Origin of the sequence: Brevibacillus antibioticus (assembly GCF_005217615.1) — a bacterium.
GTDB classification, from domain to species: domain Bacteria; phylum Bacillota; class Bacilli; order Brevibacillales; family Brevibacillaceae; genus Brevibacillus; species Brevibacillus antibioticus.
Genome location: NZ_SZNK01000001.1, coordinates 3347533 through 3369533 on the forward strand (window position 1 = coordinate 3347533; position 22001 = coordinate 3369533).

Consider the following 22001-nt stretch of genomic DNA (forward strand, 5'->3'; position numbering starts at 1 on the left):
TTGAGTAGCTGAGTAGCAGCCTTTTTCATAGTTGGATTTCAATCTTTGTTCCTAGCCCCAATAAACTATTCACCTTTATTTCTCCACCGTGCGCCACAATAATATCCCGCGCAATGGCCATACCCAGCCCGGAGCCTTTGTGCAGCTCTCCAGTATTCGTCCCCCGGTAGTAACGGTCAAAGATTCGATCGAGCTCCTGCTCTTTCATTCCTTTGCCGTTGTCCTCGATTCTGATCAGTGTGCGCTGACCTTTCTCTACACTTACTTTGATAAGGACGGAAGGGTCATTATGGACGATGGCATTGTAGATCAAATTGGTGATCGCTCTACGAATCAGAATTTCATCCATATCCACTTTGATCATTTCATCGCTAAATTGGAATTCCATGTTCCTGTCTGCATATCTCGCATCGTTCAATGTATCAATGACGACATTACGTAAGAGGGTCACGATGTTCTTATTTGATTTGTGCAAGCGTAATTCTTTATTTTTTAGGCGGGCAGATAAATTCAAATCCTCAATGACGTCTTTCAAGTACAATGACTTTCGTTCAATAATCTCCGCAAACTCTCTCATTTCCTCACACGAAAAGTCATACTCGGTGTCTTTCATCATTTCTGCGTAGCCTTGGATCGACGCTAATGGCGTTTTTAAATCGTGAGAGACATTGCCGATCCACTCTTCTCTCATTGTATCTAATTTTTTTCTTTCATTTTCCGCCGCTCTTAGTTCATATGATAAATAATTGACATTATAGAAAACATCTTTATAGATGCCAATCGGTTCATAGTTGATGTGGTATTCCTTATTAGCGAGCTTTCTAATTCCCTCTATGAGTGACAGCAGTGGTTTCGTTAGTCTTTTGCTAAAAAAATATCCAACGATCAGCGCGATCAATCCGTCGACGGTCAGAACGAGAATGCTTCCTATGTTAAAAACTTGCACGACCTCCTGAATATCATAGGCCAATACGTATCTTTGCAAATTTCGATTTTGAAACCCGATAAAGTAACTATAATGGCTAGAACCTGTTTGCTTCTCACCAATAAACACCATCGTGTTCCTATCAATTTCTTTGTATTTGTACATCTGGATAATGTCTATGGGCGTATATTTTTCTTTTATACCCACCGGCAATCGATAGCCAAAGATCTGTTTGCCATCTTCGTCTAGAATTTGTATCCATGCGTTATGCTGATCCAGCTCGGCTTTCCCTTTGTCTGTAAGCGTCGCCTGATGATTCGAAATGATAATTTGCTCATGGAAACGACTAGTTATTGCTTCAGCAGAGTTTCCTTTCTCGCTTATTGCAGTTTCATCCCAACCCGTTTGTGTGGTGACCACGATCGACAAAACAAGAAGAACAATATTGCTTAGTACAACCAAGATGACAATCAAAACAACAGACGCCAGAAATCTCCCAGTCACCCTCCAATTCATCCACTATTCATCCTTTACCGCCAGCTTATATCCCAAGCCCTTCACCGTTAACAGGTATGTTGGATTGGAAGGGTCATCCTCTATTTTCTCTCGTAATTTTCTGATGTGTACCATCACAGTATTGTCAAAACCAAAGAAATCTTCACCCCACACTTGGTAGTACAGCTTTTCTTTGCTGATAATTTGGTTAGGATGCTTGAGCAAATGGGTGAACAGCCCCAGCTCTTTCGGTTTCAATTCGATGATGGTTCCATGCTTTCGCAACTCGACCTTTTCTTCATCAAAGACAAATGGGCCGACCTTAATGACAGGATCCGCCTTTACTTGAACTTGCTGATATTCAGCTCTTCTTAACTGTGCTTTCACTCGATAGGCCACTTCTTTCGGACTAAATGGTTTGCCTATATAGTCGTCACCGCCGATGGCTAAGCCTACTAGTTTATCCACCTCTTCCGTTTTTGCGGATAGAAACAAGATCGGGACATGTGAGATGCTTCTGATCTTTTTGCATACGTCATAGCCTTCCCCGTCTGGAAGCATAATATCCAAAATCACAACATCTGGATGCTTGTCTTGAAACTGCCCGAATCCTTCGGCTGCCGTTGAAGCCGTGTATACATTCTCGATGCCTTCCTTGATCAGAACCGTTTTCAACAATCTGACGATATCCTCTTCATCGTCCACAATCAGTACTTTGCTCATGTAGAAGCCCCCTACCAAAGCTGGAATTATTGCTTATCCTTTCCTTGAACAAACAAAGATACACCGAAACCATCCTTGAATGATTTCGGCATAATCTTCTACGTTCTTTAGCTTATTGCTGGATTGCCAATTTTTCTTTCGCTTTATCAGGCAGTTCGTCCACTTTCACTTCCTGATAGGAGGTAACTCTTTTTTCTTCTTTTACGAATACGCACAGATAGGCATCTTTACGCAGCTCTTTCATCGCCATAAAGCTGAGTGTTTTTTCTTCGCCATTTGCGTTATAGGCTTGCAGCGTATAATCGTACGAGACAAACTTCTCCCCGCTATCCAGTGTAACTTCATTCTTTTTCCCTTCTTTATTAATCTGAACATAATACTCATCCGCACCCAATCTGTTAAAATTCACGTTTTGAAGCAAGAGTACAGCTCCTATTATAAGAGCAAGTATGACTGATAAAACGATGATGGTTGTCTTTTTCATAGATAGTCTCCTTTAAACGTTTACGATTTTGTTTTCGTTACGATTTTGTAGTACGCATGAACGGTCAAGAAGTAGTAGGCAGCGTACATGCATGTATAGATCGCCATACAAATCACGACAGGAACGACTAAGTTCATTTGCAACATCCGCGATAAAGGCGTTAGAGCGACGGCACTATGCGCGATACCAGCCAGCAAGGGAAGCGCGAAGATGAACAAGACTTGTTTGGCAATGGTTTTTTTGATTTCTTTTTTTCTAACGCCAATTTTGTATAAAATCTCATATCGCCCTTTGTCTGCATGGGCTTCCGTTAGCTGTTTAAAGTAAATGATGCTACCAGTTGCAGCCAGGAAAACGAGTCCCAGAAATCCGCCCATAAAAATGAGCAAGCCAGAAGTTTCCAATCCTTGTGCATAGTCCTGATAGAAGCTCGCAAATCTTGCTTTTTCGGGCAAGATCGCTTGAATCTCTTTGGTTAATTGCTTGGCCTGATCTTCCTGTGAAATGGCATATGCTACCAAGCTCTCCTGATTCGCTTCTTGTTGCAAGCGGACGAACAGCTCATCGCTGACGACGATCGTCGAAAAGACTGTTTGCAGATTCAAGACGTTGTAATCCTTTCGATCCTTAATCGTTATAGTCTCTTCGCCGCCCTTCGCTTTTAAAGGGAGCCTTTTCCCGACATATTGAGGGGAAATACCCTCGAGGTAAAAGGGGTCTAATAAAATGGCTTCCTGGGCTTGTAAGGAAATCACATCATCTTTCCCTTGTAATTGGCTCAATTGGTTGAATTCCCGATTTGACATCACGGTATATGTCCGTTCATTACTTCCATCATCCAGTTCACCAGTATTTACATCCATCTGAATAACCGGAATGGTTCGATGATAAAGAACTTCATGATCGGGATGCTTCGATATCAAATCCTCCACCTGTTTGGTCAAATGTCTGTCCGTAGCGATAAACATCATGCTGTTCGGATTCACCTTTTCGACAGTGCTTCTATTGTTGTAATACAAGCTGTATGCCGTTCCAACAGACGTGAGCGTCGTGGCGCTTAGTACAGCAATGATGGTTAACGTGCGGGCATTTCCTTTCATTCGGTACAGCAGCTGAGAAATCCCAATTACGTTAATGCCATTCCAATAACTCTTCTTATGGTTTCTTAACCTTTTCAATAGCGTAACGCTGAAAACACCAAATAGGAGATACGTTCCGAGAATGACGGTTAATAAGATGAGGAGCGGCGTTGCCATTATCCCTACTTTTCTCCATATCGCTGACTCAAAGATGTTTTGCAGCGTAAGCCAATAACCGAAGCCAATCAACGTAACCGATAAGATAGCAGTGATCCAAGATGTTTTTGGTTCTTTTTCGCTTTCTTGATCCGCGCGAAAGAGTTCGATTAATTTGAACCGATAAATTAACCGATAGCCTTGGAGCGAATTGATGAACGTAATGATTAAGAAGACGGTGATCGTGTTTATAATTGCCTCGGATGAAACAGAGAAACTAGCGATGGCATCATAACCCATGACCTTCATTAATACCGCAACAAAAAACTTGGACAACACTGAACCAAGAGCAATTCCAATCAGGAGCGCGATGATTCCCATTATGAAGTTCTCGTAAAAAAGCATGCGGCCGATCTGCTTTTTGCGTACGCCGAGCAAGGAGTAAAGCCCGACCTCCTTTTTTCGTTTACGTGTGAAGAATGCGTTGGAATACCAGATAAAGATGGCCACGAAGATCATTAACACGACCGACGCTCCGCTAAATACAGAACTGATTTTATTCGACCCTTCGGTGGCCAGCTGAATCGTATCGTCATACTTTAAGGAAACGAACGTGAAGTAAATCACAATACTAAAAATCATCGAAGCAAAATAGATAAAATAGTTGGTGAAATTTTTTCGGATATTTTTTCTGGCAATGCTAAAGAGCGTCATGATACCCACCCCCAAGCGAAGCAAGAATCTCCAGTATCTTTTGGAAAAACTCCTTCCGGGACTGCTTTTCTTTGTGGAGCTCGGTAAAGAGCTGACCATCCTTGATGAAAATAACCCGTTTGCAGTAACTCGCTGCATGCGCATCATGCGTGACCATCAGAATCGTAGATTGATTGGTTTCATTGAGTCCGCTTAAGCTTTCTAGCAAGCTTGCTGCCGATTTGGAATCAAGCGCACCTGTGGGCTCGTCCGCCAAAATGAGGCTTGGATTTGCCACGATGGCCCGCGAAGCCGCTGTCCGTTGTTTTTGACCCCCTGAAATATGGTAAGGGTATTTGTCTAAGATTTCCCGAATGCCGAACGTGTCCGCTATCTCGTTGACTCGCTTCTCGATTTCAGCGGCTGGCACCTTCGACAAGGCCAGCGGCAGCAAAATATTTTCTTTGACAGTCAACGTATCGAGAAGATTATAGTCTTGAAAAATAAAGCCCAGCTTATTCCGGCGAAAGTCTGATAATTGCTCTTCGTTCATGTAGACGATATTTTGATCAGCAATAACGACCTCACCCGAAGAGGGCATATCGATGGTCGAAAAAATATTGAGCAAGGTTGATTTGCCGGCTCCGGATGGGCCCATGATTCCAACAAATTCACCCTCTTGTATTTTCAAGTTAATATCTTGCAGGGCGGTATACACATTTCCTTTTGTGCCAAATGTTTTTTGCACGCGGATTGCTTCCAGAATGGTTTTCATATCGCTATCCTTTCAAATGCAACTCATTTTTCGTACTGCATTTATCATAGCGAACGAACCTTAGAGCATTTTTATTTAAACCTTATATAAACCTTAAAAATAGCATCCAAAAAGGAAAAAAGCTGGATTCGAACGAAATCTAAGGAATTTGCATGATGTATCCCTGAAGAGGAGCATGACCATGACGAAAGAAGAGGTAAACGGACTTTTCAACTCGGATGAAATGTCTGTATACAAAAGTTGAGATTTGACACTTCAGCGAAAGACTTCCTCTACGCATAAGCGATGAACTTCCTCTAGCTGGTTATGTACATAATCAGAGTCTTCCGCAGCAACCACTTCTATATCATAGGATTCCCCATCTACTTCACTTCAATTTTCAGATAGATTGGAAATGAACAAAAAGCAAACAAAAAAAATGCAGCCCGCCTCCTAAAGGAGTTGGACTGCATTTTTTATCAAAGCTACATTTTAGAAACGAATCGTTACAGTAGACTCTAGTTTCAACCAAAACACTACTATATGCATTGCACTCATTAAGGCCCTTTTACTAACAATTATTATAGATGTGATGGATCAAGATGTACTGAAGTATGACCGTTCACATTTATATATCTTTCTTGCATCCCTAACAGTCTACCCCCATATTTAGGATGACCATCATATGCACCAACCCAAACCCTATACTCGCCCGTTGGCGCAGATTTAAGACTATAATAATCAGTACCTTTGCCCAATACAATCTCTGGTATAATGTGGTTATTAGATTTCAATTCTCTCATGGACACCTGATAATACGTGGCTGCTGGGTGTTGGTTCCATGAAATGTACACATTATACGACTGTTGCTGAACGCTCACAACCGTTGGTTCTTTAGCAGTTGGGATACGATCTCCCCTGAGAAGCAAATCCAGCACCAGTTCCCAGTGATAACACCATATTCCGATACGACGTTGCCTGAAACGATCCAAGCCCCGTCAGGCATTTTCTCTACATATATGTTCACGAGCGTTTTGGTAAAGGCTAAATAACTCGCATAGCTTGCAAACAAGACTGACAGTACAAAAAGGACGATAAATAGCGATTGCTTCTTACATAATTGCATATCGGCTGGATCTCCCTCACCACAATCTCTTTGAATGGATGTAGATTATCATAAGATATACCATATATTACCATTTTTACCAACCTTGTCCCAAGCAGCTACAAATGCCTGTCGTTTACGTGAAATCACTGCGCCATGCACAAGACAGGATTGCTGCTGATTTGCGGGAAATACGGGCATACTTGCGCGAACATGGGTAGGCCGCTATTGGCCAATGGATATCCAGCTTATCGGAATGGATTTACAGATAGACATTGTGCAGTTATGGATCAGAAGCTACTGATAAGCTCCGTGCACTCTCCTGCCAATCATGAACAAAGGAATGATTAAGCTCGGAATCGAGTAGCGATACCGAGCTTTCTTCCAAAATACTCTACGAATTTTTTCTTACTCTTTCTCTATACTTTTCGCGCATAAGCTTTCAGTTCCATCAATAAACGAGCTACATCAGCCTTTGTCAAAATCTTAGTAGGCTGCCCAGTTGTAACTACTGGCAGAACACCTTTCTTTTCTCGATTCCCTTGTAGCAACCCGGCAATCATCTCGTTTGCTTCCGAGTTTGTGAGATTGCGATCTGGATCGAATTGCTTATTACCGGTGCTAGCTTGTATCAAACCTCTTTCTATCGCATCTTTCACGGTTTCATAGAGGGGATGACCTTCATCGATATCCGTAAAAAACCGCTCCTCTCCCGCTACTTCATAATAGTCTGGAAAGAAGTCGTAGGACTCCTGGGCTTTGAGCACAATGCGTAGAAACTCTCCTCGGGTGACAGGCTGATCAGGATCAAGCTTGCTGTTTGTGACAGGAAAATAACCGTCTTTCACAGCGTACAAAAGCGCCAAATAGTGAGGGTGCGCAGCAATATCCTTTGGAATTTTTGATTGCTTGTAAGCCGTATAGCTCACCCATTCTCCAGAATCCGCATCAACTACACCATCGTCTCCTACCATTCTGTAAACCAGCTTTGGCTCACGACTAACCAGATAGGTTCCCTGTCGCCATTCTGGATATGGCATGAAATAGGTAAGTCGAAGCTCCTTGTTTTCCTTTTCTACCTGCTTTGCTTTTTGTTCATCGATTCTAGGTTTTTGTACCTGAATCATCTCGAGTGGTTGATAGGCAGGAAAAGTGTGCATCCCCATTACCTCTCCATTTACAGGATCGACGATTACCCCCGTTTCGAGGCCTTGGATAGGTATTCCTTGCTTTAACCAACCAAAAGTAATGTAGTAGCCGCCATTTCGCTCAAACAGCCATTTCTTGCTCTCTTCTGTTGGCGGAAGATGGATCGTATACAGCTCTCCTTGTCGATCAGGATAGAGCTTCTTCATAAAATCGATTGCAGCTGCTTGTGCTTTTTCGTAAGGAATCGGATTGGGATAGATTCGATTTTCTATTTCAGAATGTTCTTCCTCCACCGAAAAAATCGTAACCTCTCCGTAATCATCCATCCCTAACTGGAACTTCATTGCCTTTTCTTTTCCTTGGGCTGGACGAGCATAATAGTAAGACTTTGCACTACTGGAGCTAACCTCCCCAAATCCATTCCATGATATCCCAGTACTGCCCCCAACCTTTGTTTGACGATCAGGCATGGCTTGGAACATCTTACGTGCAATCTCGTCGGCCTTCTCTCTCTTTTCATCATCCATCAGCCTTTTTTGTTCCTTGCCCAACGTTCTGGTTGATGTTCCGATCGGGATTCGCGACTGTTGACTAATACTCTCCCCCAAAATCGTCATAGGTTGATTCGTCATCGCATCGATGAAGACCGGTGCTTTTTCATCGTAAGCATAAGCCAAAACCATTTTTCTATGGGGCAATCCATATTTTCCGATCTGCTCTCCTGTATATACATAATGAAGGGCTGGCTTCACCGACTCGTCCCACCGTCTATTTGCCTCCTCCGCTGATATGGCTGGAACAGGAGATGGCAACTCTCCATTGTACCATTGGCGACTGTAAGAACCGATTACACCTTGAGAATCGACGATTACCTGAAGATAGTTCTCCAAGAATGGAATGTCATTTTCTACGCGAACAAAATGAAAAACATGATCCATTACCCGCGGAGGAAGGGAATCGTCAACCTGATATTCGTTTGCCTTGGAAATATGCCCTTGCACTTCAGGGGCAACTGAATTTACGAATGCTTCTGCCTTTTTCAAAGCCTCTTTTTCTGAAATGATGTTCACAGCCGTTTGTTTGGGCTTATCAACTGTAGATTTTGTAAACTGGACCAAATTGCCTGTTGTTGCGTCTACATCTATGAATAGACTTTCATTCCCGCTTTTATCTTTGACCCAATAGCTCGTCCAAACCGCTCCGTTTTGCCCCAAAGCGATGGTCTCATTAAGATAGATATCTTCCACAACGTAACCATTCGTATCGATAGGTATCTTTTTCATGAGTGAGATAGCCTGTTCCTTTGTTAGATAAGAAGCAGGCCCCGCTGCAAATACAGTTGTTACGATACCTGCTTTTTCATTCATCGTTGGTACGCTGAAAAAATAACAGCCCATGATTGTTAACATTGTTGCTGATTTTATGAAAAGAAAACATTTCATCATCTCACCCTAATTATTTTATTTCCCTCAATTATACCAATAACAGGGAAGTTAGGTTTACCTTTCCACAATAGGTGATCCAAAAAAAACTGCACCCCATTGTGAAACATAGAAACGGGAGGTGCCGTTTATAAGCTTATTCCCTCTCTATCATGGAGACCTTTTGCCTGATTTCATTCAGAACTTCTTCCCAATGAAGCTTCATTTGCTCCCTTGTGTTCATGTGATCCAAATTCTCTTGATGAAAGCTAATTGTCGTTCGGTCAGGCTTGTCGGATAACAGTCGGATTTGCAATGTGGACGGCTTTTCCCATTCCTTCATCGACCACTTTAAACGAAACTGCCGGAACGGTCTTACAACACGAAATTGACCCGATATGCCATCGCTGGAAGTAAAGGTCTCCCCCTCACTAAAGGTAAGGTTCGATACATGCCCAAGCCATAATTTCACACCTTCGGACGAGGTTAAAAACGCCCATACCTGTTCCGGGGTAATGGGCATCGTCCTGCGTACACCTACTTGAAAGCCTGCCGCTGCCGTTTGACCAACGATTTTGCTAGATTCGGTATTTTGCTTCTTCATCGGGACACCTCTGAAAATGTAAGATATATGACTTGAAATCCCTTCAAAAACTTATGTAAATTGTACGCATTCCCCCATAAAATGTCACTCATAAACAGAAGATCAACTTGTCGATAGTGTCGCGATTGGTCGCCCTCATGATATCGACACAGGAATGACCCGAATTTGTTCACTTTCTTCCTCAAAAAAAATGGTAGGATAGAGGCATCACTTCATAAAAAATGAGGAGAGTCACAAGTGCGGGTACATCCAATTTACTTTTTACGTCTTACAGGCCTACTCGATGGCCTTTCTTTATTAGTATTGATGGGCATCGCGATGCCCTTGAAATACGTGTGGGGCTTAGACAAAGCCGTAACCATCATAGGAAGTATTCACGGCGGGATATTTTGCTTGTATGCTCTGGCGATACTCTATGCAGCCATTCGCGTGAGATGGAGCCTGCTCTGGTCTCTTGCTGCAATACTCGCCGCTTTTGTACCGTTTGGGAACTTCTTTCTGGATCGCAGACTGAAAACGGCACAGGATGTGTATCCTCTGAAGCCGTTTAACAATGCCCTGCTCGTATACGCCATCGTTTTTTTCTCGTTCTTTGATTTGTTCTCGCAGCTGCCAGTCATGAGTACATTTGCTGCTTCCGTAGGTGCCAGCTCATTTGTTATAGGGTTTGTCATCGGTCTGTATTCGCTAGCCAATACCTTTGGCAATATTATCTCAGGCATACTGACAGATAAGGTTGGTCCATCCAAACCACTGTTGATCGGACTGGTTTTATCAAGCTGTGCCTTGCTGCTGTATCACATCGTCGATCAGCCGTTTCTGTTGATTATCGTGCGAATCATTCACGGATTTGTCGCCGGTTTGATCGTTCCTGCTGCTTTTACTTTTTCTGCGAATAACACGACACATGAGCAGCAAGGACGAAAGGTTGCCTTCACCGGTACCTTTGTGGGACTCGCAGCGATTATCGGACCTGCATTCAGCGGCATTATGGCAAGCAAAACCTCCGTGCCCTTTGTCTTTACATGTGTAGCTGTTATGGGCTTTTTCCTAACCATCCTGTCCGTCATTTTTCTGAGATCCACTCAGGCTTGCAAGAAAGAGAAGCTTAAGAAGGACGTTCCGACCTCAGCCTTGATCTTCAATGCTGGGATCATCAAGGCTTACGGCGGTGCCTTTTTGCTCATGTTTTCACAAGGTGTGATCGCTTATCTTTTGCCCTTGCATGTGCAATCGCTTGGATACGATTCGAAACTAAGCGGTACATTAATGAGCACTTTTGGGATCATTGCCGTCTTGCTTTTTGTGCTTCCGACCAACCAGATTTTTGATCGTGTGGCCCCTTCCAAAACGATGTCCATCGGAATTGGCTTCATGGGCGTGAGTCAGCTGCTTATTGGTCAATCCAACACGACATTGGCGCTGTACTGCATGTTAGGACTATATGGGATCGGCTTTGCTCTCTTGTTTCCCTCTGTCAATACAATGCTCATTCAATCGACGCCGCCAGAATTGCGGGGGAAAGCACACGGTTACTTATACGCCTTCTTCTCTCTCGGTGTAGTCGTCGGCTCAGGCCTGTTAGGTTGGCTGCCCTTCTCCATTGAGGAAGGGTTTCTGTTCACAGGATGTCTCCTGCTCGTATTTGCCGCTTTCATTGCCATGCATAAGCGGCGAGAACGCTTGCTGAATCAACAAAATAATCAATAGCAGCCATCGTTTCTAACAGCAAAACCTCCTCAACCACTAAGCTAGTGGCGAAGGAGGTTTTGTGCTACTACTTTCAACTGCGGAATCACTCCGAATCAGGCATGCAGCCAACAAACCAATTCCTAGTACGATTGCAAGCAGGAAAAAAGTAAGTTCATAGCTTCCAACATTCATTAATCGGATGGACAATATCGGCCCAAGACTTGTTCCTGAAAACAGGATAAACGTATAAACAGAAACCGCAATTCCCCGCGATTTTCCCCCTAGCTGTCCAACAAGCGAGATCACGGAAGGAACGGATAACGCAATTCCAGCAACGAAAAGCACACTCGTACCAATCAAAAGAGCCAAGTTAGATATCATACCGAGGGAAGCCATACTGACCACTGCCAGACCTAATCCGAAGCGGAGCACGGTACGTAAGCCAAACCGTTTTGCCAGCCCGCCCGCCAGCGGAGAAATGAGCATACCCACTACACCAATCGTTCGAACAAGCAGCATCTCCTTGTTGCTAAGTCCAAAATTAGATCCCGCCAAATAACTGCCCAAGACCGTATACATATTAACGAATGACATAAGCAATACAAGAGCGATTATGTAGCTTAAGACAATATTTTTTTGTTTGAACAGGGAGGGAATTCGCTTAATCGGCTCCCAAATATTAACGGTAGCAAGGGGACTCTCTTCTTTTGGCAGCCACCTCATCACCACAAACAGCGTCACGAAATAGATAGCAGCAAGCATATAGAATACGGCGTGCCAACTGTATTGTTGACTCATTACGGTGCTGAGCACTTGACCAATGATTCCTGCTGCCAAAAATCCTGTGCTGATAAATCCGATTGCCGTTACCCGTTTTGCCGCAGGGAACATTTCCACAGCATAGGCGAGTGCAACAGGCGAGAACGTAGCAGCGGCAGCACCTTGCAAGCCCCTGAGTACAATGATCCATACGAAATCATTTGCACTGCCAAGCAACAAAGAAATTAGAGCCAGGGCAATCATCCCGATCACAATAACCTTCTTGCGGCCATACTTTTCGGACAGCGGTCCGTAAATCAGGCACCCAATGGCAAACCCAACCGAAAATGCGCTGCCTACTGCTGCAGCCTGTGTCAACGTAATACGGAAAAGATCGGCAAACAGGCTCATAAGGGGAATCGTAACGTATAAGCTCGACATGACGACGATTCCAGACCAGCAGAGAATTGCCGTCATGAGTGGGTAGTTTCGCTGTGACATCGCACACCTCTTTTTCAAATATTTACATACATTCTAGTTAGATTATCTAATTATATTCACAAAAAAATATGATCTTATCTTCCCACCCCCAGTTTCTCTTCCATGCTGTTGTTCAACTTCATCAAGATTTTTTCCAGCAGCATCCGTTCTTCCTCTTCTAATTCGCTCATAATGGAGGAGCAAGCAGACCAAAAAACTGGCAGTACGCTGGTTACCAATTCTCTGCCTTCTTGTGTTATTTTGACATGAATCTTGCGACCATCCAGCGTGCTTTGCTCCCTGATGATCCAGTGCCTTTTTTCCAACCAGTCCAGCAAAGCTGTAACAGAAGCACGCCGAATCCCCAGCCTGTCTGCAAGTGAAGAGGGGGTGATAAGTTCTCTGTCTTTATGTAACGTAAGCAACAGCAATACGTCCCATTTACACTCCGTTATGCCGAATTTCTCCAAATTCAAATCAATGACATCTATGGCGTTATCCCCCAGCCATAGCATCAATAATCCCAAATGAGCCAATTTGCGATCCGTATTTTGCAGAGCAGTTGTTTCCATCAGATGCAAATATGGCTGAATACCAAGTTTCGGCAATTGATCGGATGTATGCTCACACTTGTTTTTTCTGCTCATAATCCACCTTGAATATAATTAGATTATCTAACTAAAATCAATATAAAGGATTTTTTTGGATTTTGCAACCCCCTCTGGCAAGACGAAAGCCTAGATCATCAATTCGAAACGTGGGGTGACTGCGTCTGCGGCACGTCGCCCCACAGCCTCTGGCCTCTTCTGCCCAGCTGCCACCGCGAAAAATTCGGTAGGAGCCATACACGTTTACATCGTAAAGGTCCCAGCACCACTCCCAAACATTTCCGAGCATGTCATAGAGCCCCCACGCATTCGGCAGCTTTTGTCCTACCACATGTGCTGTACCCTCCGCATTCTCTTGGTACCATGCGATCTCATCCAGCTCGCCGTACCGATAACCGCCCGTCCCTGCTTTGCAAGCGTACTGCCATTCCGCCTCTGTCGGCAGACGATAGCCATCCGCTTCCTCGTTCCATATGACACGCTCACCATCTTCACTTATCGAGTAGCATTCCGTGAGACCTGCTTGCTGAGAAAGTAGGTTGCAAAACGAAATCGCATCGTTCCACGAGACATTCACGACGGGAGCCTCTGGGTGGTCACTCGGTCCAGCTGCTTTTTGTACAACCGAGAAGTATAACGCATTCGTAACAGGAACCGGTGCGAGTAAAAAAGCGTTCACTTCGGTTGTCCATTTGGCCTTGATTCGATCGTCTCGTAATTCGATATGCCCTGCTGGGATGCTCACCATGGTGTACGACCGCTCCATCTCTATTTCACCTGGCTTAACTTCTCAATCGCCTGCTCTTCGGTCGGCAAGAAAAAGATGTCGTTTCCGTTGTTCGATTCATAGATGAAGTCTTTTAGACTTTTACTTGTGTACACCGAAAAATCTCCTACAATTGCCACTTTCACCCGATAATTGATGAACTTCTGAAGGATTTCCCCAGCAAGGCGTGTTTTCAAATCGAAAAAGCTTTCGTTGAGCAATGATTTGTTGAGAACAATACGCTCACTGTCTGCTTGATAATGTACCGTTGCGATCAGGTCCAATGCAGACTGCACATCCTCGATAAGTACCTCACTACCACTCACAATGGCAATATTTTTCCCGCCAGCTTCTACCTTTGTAATATTCATGTGTACCCTCCTCATTTTCTGTTGGTCATCTGCCTCACGTAATCCTCACAAATATATCGGTTGTCTACGCCGTTTGCTGGCTGAACGCTCGCCACTCGAAAGAAGCTCAAGCCCACAACCATCGCCATGAGTCCGTAGGCAGCGTTTTGTGAATCCTCTACAGACATAAGCCCGGTTTGCTTGCCATATTCAAAAATCTTGGTGATGCCCTGCAAATCTCTCGCATAACTCTTCGCAACCACTTCTTGCAGCTTGGGGTCCAACGCTGCTTTGGAGAAGAATTGGACAAAGAGTCTGGCTTGATCTTCATGCGGGATGTACATCTCAGCGATGCCATCCAGCTGCGAAACATTGATCCGTTTTTCCTTGTCATTCACGTATGGCGGCAAGATGTGTGCAAGCGTGACGTCCATCATTTCCTGGGCGGTCATGGTGCTCTCCATGTCAGCTTCGATTTTCAAGCCATAATAGGCCAAAAATGCCTGAAAGGCTTCACTCGTCAAATTATCCTTATTCTTAAAGTAATACGTGACCACACCCTTTGAGCAGTCCGCATACTCCGCCACCTTATCCAGCGTCATGCCATCAATCCCGTGATTGCTAATACAAGTGAGGGTCGCATTGATGACATCTGCTCGACGCTTTGGTTCCATTCCTAATTTGGGCATGATTTTACCTCGTTTATTTATACTGTACAGTCGGAATAAAAAAAGTGTACACCATGATTTTCCAACCTGTCAAACGAGAAGGCTCCACAATACAAAAAAAACACGCTTACGCAGCGTGTTCGATCATGCCGTTACATAGCAAGCGCTTGGCGACTGATCCGATATTGCCCCGGTGTCAGCCCCGTCCATTTCTTGAAAGCATTTTGAAAGGCGCTTGGATCTGAAAAATGCAGCAAGTACGCAATCTCCCCAATCGAATGCTCCGCTTGCTGTAAATACCCCATCGCCATTTCTTTGCGAACATTCGTGGACAATTCATGATAGGAAGTGTCCTCTGCCTTTAGTTTCGCTTGCAGGGATCTCGTACTCATATGAAAAGCAGCGGCAGTCTCCTGTAAGGTCGGAAAAGCCGCAGGCATACATCCCATCATCCATTGAAACACGCGGTCCGAAAATTCCCGCCCTCTCATCAGCCTCTCTCTAATTTCTTCTGCGATTGGTTCGAAAGCTTTCCGCAGCCGGACATCTGAATACAGGATCGGGTATTGTAAAACTTCCTTGCCTACCAAGAGCCCATTTTCTTCTTCACCAAAGTGAGGCTCCATCCCGAACAATTTCAAATACGGAGCGATATCATCCGTAGCATCGTGTGTGAAATGTATGGACTGTAACGGAATGGCGCGATGACTCATACGGACGATCAAGTGGTACAAGGAGCTGACCATATCCTCCATGCAATGTCGGGATACGCTCCCAGGACTTTGTCTATGAAACCGCAGGAAAACATCCTTCCCCCTCTCTTCCCAATCCAGCTCGTACCCGCTGCAAAGGATCACGTGATACCGCTGATAAGCTTTCAATGCATCAACGATTTTTTCCGAATGCATCATGACATAGCCAAGAATGCCCAGATCGGCAATATCAGTTAACTGTCCTTGATGTAGTCCGAAATGATCATCCTGCGTGTAAATGGCAGCTTCCTTCATCAAGCGCTCGAGCTCTGATTCATCAATCCGCGCCTCTACATCCTTAAGCAAGCTACTGTCGAAAGAAATATGATCACAAAAACGCTCAAAATCAAGCTTCTTGTAGGAAATTGTTTTCATAACCGGATACACCATCGAAATCGCAAACCCATGCGCATTTTCCAAGTACGGAACCTCCTTTGCGTGAATCCACAACATTTATGCGCCTTCGATCATTCATCTGTTCCATTCCACACGATATGCTGAATACAGTTCAGTTTACCACGATCTGTTGGTTATGGAATCAACTCTACAGGGGGATATGAAAATGAACATTCTCGTTATCATCGGACACCCAGATCCCGAGAGCTATTGCTCCGCGTTGGCGCACGCCTATATGCAAGGAGCCGCAGACAAAGCAGCACAGATTCGCACCATTGATTTGAGCCAAATCGCTTTCGACCCAAATTTGAAGTACGGATATCGGAAAAGAACAGAGCTGGAGGATGACCTAAAAGAAGCGCAGGACCTCATCCGTTGGGCGGATCATCTGGTCATTGTCTATCCGACTTGGTGGGGCACGATGCCCGCTATCTTGAAGGGATTTTTTGACCGTGTCTTATTACCCGGATTCGCCTATAAATATCGGGAAGGCTCTCCTCTATGGGATAAGCTGTTAACGGGGAAAACCGCCCATGTGATTGTGACCATGGATACTCCCTCTTGGTACAATAGATTGATCTACTGGCAAGCCGGACATCTCGTGATGAAACGCAACATTTTGAAGTTTTGCGGGATTAAGCCTGTGAAGACTACGGAGATTAGTGGGGTGAATGCCTCGGCGGAGGAAAAGCGCAAGATATGGCTGGAGAAAGTGAAACAGCTTGGGGAGAGGCTTGCTTAGGCTTTACGGTGAAAAAAACGAATCAGAGTGACTAAAAAACTCAAGCTGAAATAGACTTGAGTTTTTCCTATTCTCTTACTAATCTAGATGCGTTTGCACACTTTCCAAAAACTTAATGCGGGGCCTCCTTCCAGTAACAGATCAATCTCTAGCGCATCTCTTTCGTTGGAATGATTTACCTAAGCAAATAAATCGTGCAAAGTGTATTTATTATGTAGCTGATTGTGAGTATGATAATAGTAAAAATAATAAGAAAGAGGCTATCATATGGATTCTACTTTTTCACCAAGAAAAGCAACAAAGACGAAAACCTTGGTTATTAACGCACTCTTCATCGCTTTTACGCTTGCAGCCACTATGTTTATCAACCTGAGACTCCCGATCATGGGTAACGGTGGCCTCATCCATCTCGGGAACGTGCCTCTTTTAATCGCAGCTTTTGTGTATGGCAGAAAAACAGGAGCTATTGCTGGAGCTTTTGGTATGGGCCTCTTTGACCTTATCTCCGGTTGGACAGCATGGGCACCGTTTACCTTCGTCATCGTGGGTGCAATGGGCTATGTAGCTGGCCTCATCGCCGAAAAGGTGCCTGGCAATCGGGTATTTGTGTACGCACTCGCAGTTGTCGCTGCATTGGTGATTAAGATCGTGGGCTACTACTTTGTTGAGGTTATTCTTTACGGGAACTGGATTCAGCCGTTTGGCTCCATTCCGGGGAACGTTTTGCAGGTGGTGGTAGCAGCGGTTATTGTCATTCCGCTGGTGGGACGCTTGAAGAAGATTGTGGGGCAGGGGTAAGAAGGGAAAAATCGCTCAGGAGACATGTGTTCTCTTGGGCGATTTTTTTCAGCGTTCTTTAAAAGATCACCATTGCCGTACGCTACCAAATACAAAAACACGACCCATTGGATCGTGTTTTCTATGCTTAGGTGGGCAGAACGGGATCGAACCGCTTTGACAATGTAGTTCGCTACCTATTGATTGAAAGCATGCTAGTCCTTTGCTGTATTCAGCTCTGCTTCAATTTGGGAGTTTTTCGAGGACTCACCCATGCGCCAGTAAACGAGAAGGCTTATGGCAATACAAGCTGCTACATAGTAATAGAAGAGAGACTCGTTCCCGATGCTTTTGAACCATAGCGCGATGAACTCCGCTGTTCCTCCAAAGATCGCGACGGTCACCCCGTATGGAAAGCCTACACCCAGCGCGCGAATAGCGGTTGGAAACATCTCGGCTTTCACGATCGCATTGATGGACGTATAACCAGTAACAATGATAAGACCAGACAGCATCAGCAGGAAAGCAACATATGGGCTAGTTGTTTGTTCCAGAAGCATAAACATCGGTACGGTCCACAATGTTCCAAGAATACCGAAACCAATCAACAACGGGCGCCGTCCAATTCGGTCGGACAGCATACCAGCAAGCGGCTGCAAGACGACGAATACCAGCAATGCGGTAAAGTTAATCCAGCTGACTACCTCTTTCGGCATTCCTACCGTAATCACCATGAATTTTTGCAAATAGGTCGTGTAGGTGTTAAAGGCAATGGTTCCCCCGAGCGTAAGACCGACGACTGCCAGTACCGCCTTCGGATGCTTCATCAGCTCTCGAAGTGTACCCGCCTTTTCCTTGTTTTTCGACTCCATTTTGGTATACTGCTCCGATTCGTCCATACTGCGGCGCAACCACAACACGGCTACTGCGCCAAATGCTCCAATGATGAAGGGAATTCGCCAGCCCCATGCCATCATCGCTTCTTCCGGAAGCATTTGCTGTAGAATAATTTGCACACCCAGTGCCAGCAATTGTCCACTAATCAGCGTGACGTACTGGAAGCTAGAATAGAACCCTCGGCGACCACTCGAAGCCATCTCGGACAAGTACGTGGCAGATGTTCCGTATTCCCCGCCAAGCGAAAGACCTTGGAGAAGTCGGGCAAGAACGAGAATAATAGGCGCAAACACGCCGATCGTTTCATAGTTTGGTGTTACGGCAATCACCAGAGAACCACCCGCCATGATGGTAACAGACAGCGTCAGCGCGGCACGGCGCCCATGACGGTCAGCGTATCGGCCCAGGAGCAAGCTCCCGATCGGTCTCATTAAAAATCCGATAGCAAAAACTGCGGCAGTATTCAACAGTTGGCTGGTAGCGTCGCCCTTTGGAAAAAACTGAGACGAGAAATACACCGCAAAAGCTGCATAGACATACCAGTCGTACCATTCAATCAGATTCCCCAGTGAACCTTTAAAGATGTTGCTTGTGATTCGCCGCGTATTTTCACGATCACTCGATGACTTCATTGTTGCCCCCTCCTTATGATTGACCCGAATCCATTCGCAATTGGACCGCTTACAAATGAAACCATTACCTCTACCCGAGAATGAAAGGGTATCGTTTGCTTTGAAAGGGTTTACATATTTACCCGGATGGATTCTCGAAGAACTGTTTCTATTCTAAGTTGTTTGTTTTGCTAGAATCTATCGAATACTTCCAGATGTGCAAAAACGGCATCCGAGCTGCCGAAAAACCCAGTCGAGTTACATTGATTTTTCGACCGGATCGGGCTACCCTTTTTCATAGGGAGGGCTGTTATGACAATCACTATGCTTCTGGGACTGCTTGAAAACATCTCTGTAATCGCAGTCATCGCCCTTATCATCGGCCAACTGGATTACTTTCGGAACATCGTGTACGGGAAAAACAACTGGATGCGGATCGTAATCCTCTCTACTCTGTTCGGGTTCCTGTCGGTAATCGGAACGGAGAATGGGCTACGGGTCGATGACGCACTCGCCAATACGCGCATTGTCGGTGCCGTCGCGGGCGGGTTGATCGGGGGGCCTGTCGTCGGTTTTTTGGCCGGTCTTATAGGAGGGATTCATCGCTATTCGATAGGTGGATTTACCGCATTCTCCTGTGCCATCTCGACCGTAATGAGCGGCTTCTTGGCCGGGATCGTTAGTACGAAAATGAATATGCTGCGTCTGAAATGGCAGCATATCGTATTGATTGGCGTTACAGCCGAGTTCATTCAAAAAGTTTCGGTGCTTTTCTTGGCCAAGCCTTTTCCTGCGGCGCTCGAACTGGAAGTAAAAATCGCGATCCCAACCACGATTATGACCATTGCAGGACTGCTGCTCTTCACGCGCGTTTTCCAAAATCTCAAAATGATGCAAGACCAGTCCGGCGCATTGGGAGCAGACCTGGCCTTGTCGATTGCAAGCCAGACGTTGCCTCATCTGCGTACGGGACTAAATGAACATTCTGCGAAAAAAACCGCTGAAATGATCCGTGAAATGGCCAGAGTGGATGCAGTCGCCATTACCGACCGCGAAAAGCTGCTTAGCGCAAAAGGCCATGAACTGGAGAATCATTTGCAGAAAGAGACGCTGTGCGCACAAGTAGCGGAGGCTGTTTTGAGCCACCCTACAGGGGTATGGTGCGACAAAGATTTTGCTCTTCCGCGTCCGCATCGCCTAAAAACGATCAGCGCCGCATCGTTGTATCATCAAAACCAGAAAATCGGGACGTTGCAATTCTACTATAAAACCTCTTCCTCCAAGACGTCCCAGACCAACGAGAAGCTAGTGGACGGCTTGGCAAAGCTGCTGTCAGTCCAAATTGAACTGGCAGAGATCGAGCATCAAGCGAAAATGCGGAAGCAGGCTGAAGTGAGCGCCCTGCAAGCACAAATCAACCCGCATTTTCTGTTCAACACCTTGGGGACGATTATGTCCTACTGTCGTACAAACCCTGATCAAGCGAGAAACTTAATCGGTCATTTAAGCGACATCTTCAGGCGCAATTTGAAAAGCAAGGGAAATCATCACAGCTTGCAGGAAGAACTGGACGGAATCAAGTCGTATTTGGAAATCGAGAAGGTCCGATTTAGCAACCGTTTAAAGGTGAACATGGAGATCGACGAAACCCTGCTGGAGTGCAAATTGCCTGTCCTGACTTTGCAGCCAATCGTGGAAAATGCCATTCACCATGGACTTTCCCCAAAAGTTAGCGACTGTCTGCTCACGATTCGAGTGGAACCGTACGACCATGAAGTGAAAATTAGCATTGAAGACAATGGCGTTGGAATCAGCGAAGAGCGTTTGGCCGAAATCTGGAACAGCCAATCCAAAGGCATCGGCCTTATCAATGTCCATTCACGGCTGCAATCCATATATGGCAAAAAATACGGCCTCACGATTCAAAGCAAGCCCGGTTTGGGAACAGTCGTATCCTTTGTCGCTCCGTTATCCGCATTTGAAAAGGAAGTGCATCCAGATGCTCCTGAAAACGATCATCATCGATGACGAGCCAGCCATTTGTTCCGAATTGGAATATTTGCTGAAAAAGTATATTGATATCCAGGTGGACGCAATCTATACCAATCCACTGGAAGCATTGCCTCATATGATCAATTCCGAGCCTGATTTGCTTATGCTCGATATTCAGATGCCCGGGATGAATGGGCTTGAATTTGCCAAAACACTGAATCAGATGTCCAATCCCCCATTGATCGTTTTTTCCACTGCCTATCATGAACACGCTCTGGAGGCTTTTTCCACGCTGGCTGTGGGCTATTTGACCAAACCGATCATGGAAGCGAAATTGGACGAGGTGATCCAAAAAGTGAGGACACTGAGGAAGCGGTCGGCCGTGAATGAACGCACCGCTACAATTCCTCTGATGGAAGAGCATGTCTGCATCCGGAAGAGCAATAAGATCATCCCGATCCCTGTAGGGCAGATTTACTTTGCGTTTGTGCGGGAGAAAGATTTATATGTGGCGACAAAGGAAGGTATCGACAAGTGTGACTTGTCCTTAAATGAGCTGGAGGAGATTTTGAATCGGTCTCGTTCTTTCTTTAGAAGTCATCGGAATTATATTTTGAATGTGAAGCATATTAAAGAGATTATTCCTTGGTTTAATAATACGTATTTGATTAAGATGAATGATGACAGTCAGACGGATATTCCTGTTAGTAGGGGGAGGATGAAAGCGTTTCGGGGGTTGATGAATTTGTGAGTTTGCGAGAAGAAAAATGAAGAACGGAGCGGGAAGAGATTATCTTTTCGCTCCGTTTTTTAGAGAAATGAGGGATATTACAAAAAGAAAAAACGGCATCTCTGCCGTTTCCGTAGTTACGATATGGTGGAGCATAGCGGGATCGAACCGCTGACCTCTACACTGCCAGTGT

The 22001-nt window shown here is 45.1% G+C and carries 20 protein-coding genes; 5 read left to right on the top strand and 15 right to left on the bottom strand.

Translation table 11 applies throughout. From position 1 onward, the window contains the following. Positions 1 to 25: 25 nt before the first annotated feature. The 8 genes from E8L90_RS15625 to E8L90_RS15660 all read right to left on the bottom strand — a co-directional run bounded on the left by E8L90_RS15625 (position 26) and on the right by E8L90_RS15660 (position 9588). Positions 26 to 1441, bottom strand: a complete 1416-nt coding sequence (locus E8L90_RS15625) for a sensor histidine kinase (protein ID WP_137030192.1) — start codon at positions 1439 to 1441, stop codon at positions 26 to 28. Positions 1442 to 1444: 3 nt separating this feature from the next. Then, entirely contained in the window at positions 1445 to 2143 is a 699-nt protein-coding gene (locus tag E8L90_RS15630; RefSeq protein ID WP_137030193.1) for a response regulator transcription factor, read from the bottom strand. A gap of 112 nt (positions 2144 to 2255) precedes the next feature. Further along, on the bottom strand, positions 2256 to 2627 hold the full coding sequence (locus tag E8L90_RS15635) for a YxeA family protein (RefSeq protein ID WP_137030194.1): 372 nt from the start codon (positions 2625 to 2627) through the stop codon (positions 2256 to 2258). Positions 2628 to 2647: 20 nt separating this feature from the next. After that, positions 2648 to 4576: an ABC transporter permease gene (locus tag E8L90_RS15640; RefSeq protein ID WP_137030195.1), complete on the bottom strand. Its 1929-nt coding sequence runs from the start codon at positions 4574 to 4576 to the stop codon at positions 2648 to 2650. Further along, on the bottom strand, positions 4563 to 5330 hold the full coding sequence (locus tag E8L90_RS15645) for an ABC transporter ATP-binding protein (RefSeq protein WP_137030196.1): 768 nt from the start codon (positions 5328 to 5330) through the stop codon (positions 4563 to 4565). The genes E8L90_RS15640 and E8L90_RS15645 overlap by 14 nt, the downstream gene beginning before the upstream one ends. An 856-nt stretch (positions 5331 to 6186) precedes the next feature. Beyond that, positions 6187 to 6435 carry a hypothetical protein gene (locus E8L90_RS15650; RefSeq protein ID WP_137030197.1) on the bottom strand — a complete coding sequence of 83 codons (249 nt, stop codon included), beginning with the start codon at positions 6433 to 6435 and terminating at the stop codon, positions 6187 to 6189. Between the two features lie 398 nt (positions 6436 to 6833). Further along, a complete protein-coding gene (locus tag E8L90_RS15655; protein ID WP_162309090.1) occupies positions 6834 to 9005 on the bottom strand; it encodes an S-layer homology domain-containing protein in 2172 nt (723 codons plus the stop codon). A 136-nt stretch (positions 9006 to 9141) separates the two neighbouring features. Next, positions 9142 to 9588 carry an SRPBCC family protein gene (locus E8L90_RS15660; RefSeq protein WP_137030199.1) on the bottom strand — a complete coding sequence of 149 codons (447 nt, stop codon included), beginning with the start codon at positions 9586 to 9588 and terminating at the stop codon, positions 9142 to 9144. Between the two features lie 237 nt (positions 9589 to 9825). Here E8L90_RS15660 and E8L90_RS15665 point away from each other — a divergent pair, with 237 nt between their 5' ends. Then, positions 9826 to 11298 (top strand): MFS transporter, encoded by a 1473-nt coding sequence (locus tag E8L90_RS15665; protein WP_137030200.1) that lies wholly within the window; start codon positions 9826 to 9828, stop codon positions 11296 to 11298. A gap of 36 nt (positions 11299 to 11334) precedes the next feature. Here E8L90_RS15665 and E8L90_RS15670 read toward each other — a convergent pair whose 3' ends face one another. From E8L90_RS15670 to E8L90_RS15695, 6 genes are all read right to left on the bottom strand, one after another. Further along, positions 11335 to 12540 (bottom strand): MFS transporter, encoded by a 1206-nt coding sequence (locus E8L90_RS15670; protein WP_137030201.1) that lies wholly within the window; start codon positions 12538 to 12540, stop codon positions 11335 to 11337. A 74-nt stretch (positions 12541 to 12614) separates the two neighbouring features. Further along, a complete protein-coding gene (locus E8L90_RS15675) occupies positions 12615 to 13166 on the bottom strand; it encodes a MarR family transcriptional regulator (RefSeq protein ID WP_012685158.1) in 552 nt (183 codons plus the stop codon). Positions 13167 to 13203: 37 nt separating this feature from the next. Then, entirely contained in the window at positions 13204 to 13893 is a 690-nt protein-coding gene (locus tag E8L90_RS15680) for a formylglycine-generating enzyme family protein (RefSeq protein ID WP_137030202.1), read from the bottom strand. A 2-nt stretch (positions 13894 to 13895) separates the two neighbouring features. Next, on the bottom strand, positions 13896 to 14264 hold the full coding sequence (locus tag E8L90_RS15685; RefSeq protein ID WP_137030203.1) for a DUF4180 domain-containing protein: 369 nt from the start codon (positions 14262 to 14264) through the stop codon (positions 13896 to 13898). Between the two features lie 11 nt (positions 14265 to 14275). Then, positions 14276 to 14932 (bottom strand): TetR/AcrR family transcriptional regulator, encoded by a 657-nt coding sequence (locus E8L90_RS15690; protein WP_137030204.1) that lies wholly within the window; start codon positions 14930 to 14932, stop codon positions 14276 to 14278. 131 nt (positions 14933 to 15063) lie between these two features. Next, positions 15064 to 16083, bottom strand: coding sequence for an AraC family transcriptional regulator (locus E8L90_RS15695; protein ID WP_137030205.1), 1020 nt, complete (start codon positions 16081 to 16083; stop codon positions 15064 to 15066). A 142-nt stretch (positions 16084 to 16225) separates the two neighbouring features. On the opposite strand from E8L90_RS15695, the gene E8L90_RS15700 reads away from it, so the two are divergent. Together E8L90_RS15700 and E8L90_RS15705 are read left to right on the top strand one after the other, a co-directional pair. Further along, entirely contained in the window at positions 16226 to 16801 is a 576-nt protein-coding gene (locus tag E8L90_RS15700; RefSeq protein ID WP_137030206.1) for an NAD(P)H-dependent oxidoreductase, read from the top strand. A 267-nt stretch (positions 16802 to 17068) separates the two neighbouring features. Then, complete coding sequence (locus E8L90_RS15705) at positions 17069 to 17599, top strand: ECF transporter S component (protein ID WP_012685152.1); 531 nt, start codon at positions 17069 to 17071, stop codon at positions 17597 to 17599. A gap of 194 nt (positions 17600 to 17793) precedes the next feature. Here E8L90_RS15705 and E8L90_RS15710 read toward each other — a convergent pair whose 3' ends face one another. Further along, complete coding sequence (locus E8L90_RS15710) at positions 17794 to 19107, bottom strand: MFS transporter (protein WP_137030207.1); 1314 nt, start codon at positions 19105 to 19107, stop codon at positions 17794 to 17796. A gap of 291 nt (positions 19108 to 19398) precedes the next feature. Here E8L90_RS15710 and E8L90_RS15715 point away from each other — a divergent pair, with 291 nt between their 5' ends. Then, positions 19399 to 21114 (top strand): LytS/YhcK type 5TM receptor domain-containing protein, encoded by a 1716-nt coding sequence (locus E8L90_RS15715; protein ID WP_137030208.1) that lies wholly within the window; start codon positions 19399 to 19401, stop codon positions 21112 to 21114. Further along, complete coding sequence (locus E8L90_RS15720) at positions 21086 to 21829, top strand: LytR/AlgR family response regulator transcription factor (RefSeq protein WP_137030209.1); 744 nt, start codon at positions 21086 to 21088, stop codon at positions 21827 to 21829. The genes E8L90_RS15715 and E8L90_RS15720 overlap by 29 nt, the downstream gene beginning before the upstream one ends. Positions 21830 to 22001 lie beyond the last annotated feature (172 nt).

What these genes read in the sequence shown, in the direction of transcription:
- E8L90_RS15680 (WP_137030202.1), bottom strand. Translation starts at nt 13,893, where the DNA reads ATGGAGCGGTCGTACACCATGGTGAGCATCCCAGCAGGGCATATCGAA.
- E8L90_RS15625 (WP_137030192.1), bottom strand. Translation starts at nt 1,441, where the DNA reads ATGAATTGGAGGGTGACTGGGAGATTTCTGGCGTCTGTTGTTTTGATT.
- E8L90_RS15700 (WP_137030206.1), top strand. Translation starts at nt 16,226, where the DNA reads ATGAACATTCTCGTTATCATCGGACACCCAGATCCCGAGAGCTATTGC.
- E8L90_RS15710 (WP_137030207.1), bottom strand. Translation starts at nt 19,107, where the DNA reads ATGAAGTCATCGAGTGATCGTGAAAATACGCGGCGAATCACAAGCAAC.
- E8L90_RS15645 (WP_137030196.1), bottom strand. Translation starts at nt 5,330, where the DNA reads ATGAAAACCATTCTGGAAGCAATCCGCGTGCAAAAAACATTTGGCACA.
- E8L90_RS15690 (WP_137030204.1), bottom strand. Translation starts at nt 14,932, where the DNA reads ATGCCCAAATTAGGAATGGAACCAAAGCGTCGAGCAGATGTCATCAAT.
- E8L90_RS15640 (WP_137030195.1), bottom strand. Translation starts at nt 4,576, where the DNA reads ATGACGCTCTTTAGCATTGCCAGAAAAAATATCCGAAAAAATTTCACC.
- E8L90_RS15635 (WP_137030194.1), bottom strand. Translation starts at nt 2,627, where the DNA reads ATGAAAAAGACAACCATCATCGTTTTATCAGTCATACTTGCTCTTATA.
- E8L90_RS15675 (WP_012685158.1), bottom strand. Translation starts at nt 13,166, where the DNA reads ATGAGCAGAAAAAACAAGTGTGAGCATACATCCGATCAATTGCCGAAA.
- E8L90_RS15630 (WP_137030193.1), bottom strand. Translation starts at nt 2,143, where the DNA reads ATGAGCAAAGTACTGATTGTGGACGATGAAGAGGATATCGTCAGATTG.
- E8L90_RS15715 (WP_137030208.1), top strand. Translation starts at nt 19,399, where the DNA reads ATGACAATCACTATGCTTCTGGGACTGCTTGAAAACATCTCTGTAATC.
- E8L90_RS15660 (WP_137030199.1), bottom strand. Translation starts at nt 9,588, where the DNA reads ATGAAGAAGCAAAATACCGAATCTAGCAAAATCGTTGGTCAAACGGCA.
- E8L90_RS15685 (WP_137030203.1), bottom strand. Translation starts at nt 14,264, where the DNA reads ATGAATATTACAAAGGTAGAAGCTGGCGGGAAAAATATTGCCATTGTG.
- E8L90_RS15705 (WP_012685152.1), top strand. Translation starts at nt 17,069, where the DNA reads ATGGATTCTACTTTTTCACCAAGAAAAGCAACAAAGACGAAAACCTTG.
- E8L90_RS15670 (WP_137030201.1), bottom strand. Translation starts at nt 12,540, where the DNA reads ATGTCACAGCGAAACTACCCACTCATGACGGCAATTCTCTGCTGGTCT.
- E8L90_RS15720 (WP_137030209.1), top strand. Translation starts at nt 21,086, where the DNA reads ATGCTCCTGAAAACGATCATCATCGATGACGAGCCAGCCATTTGTTCC.
- E8L90_RS15650 (WP_137030197.1), bottom strand. Translation starts at nt 6,435, where the DNA reads ATGCAATTATGTAAGAAGCAATCGCTATTTATCGTCCTTTTTGTACTG.
- E8L90_RS15655 (WP_162309090.1), bottom strand. Translation starts at nt 9,005, where the DNA reads ATGAAATGTTTTCTTTTCATAAAATCAGCAACAATGTTAACAATCATG.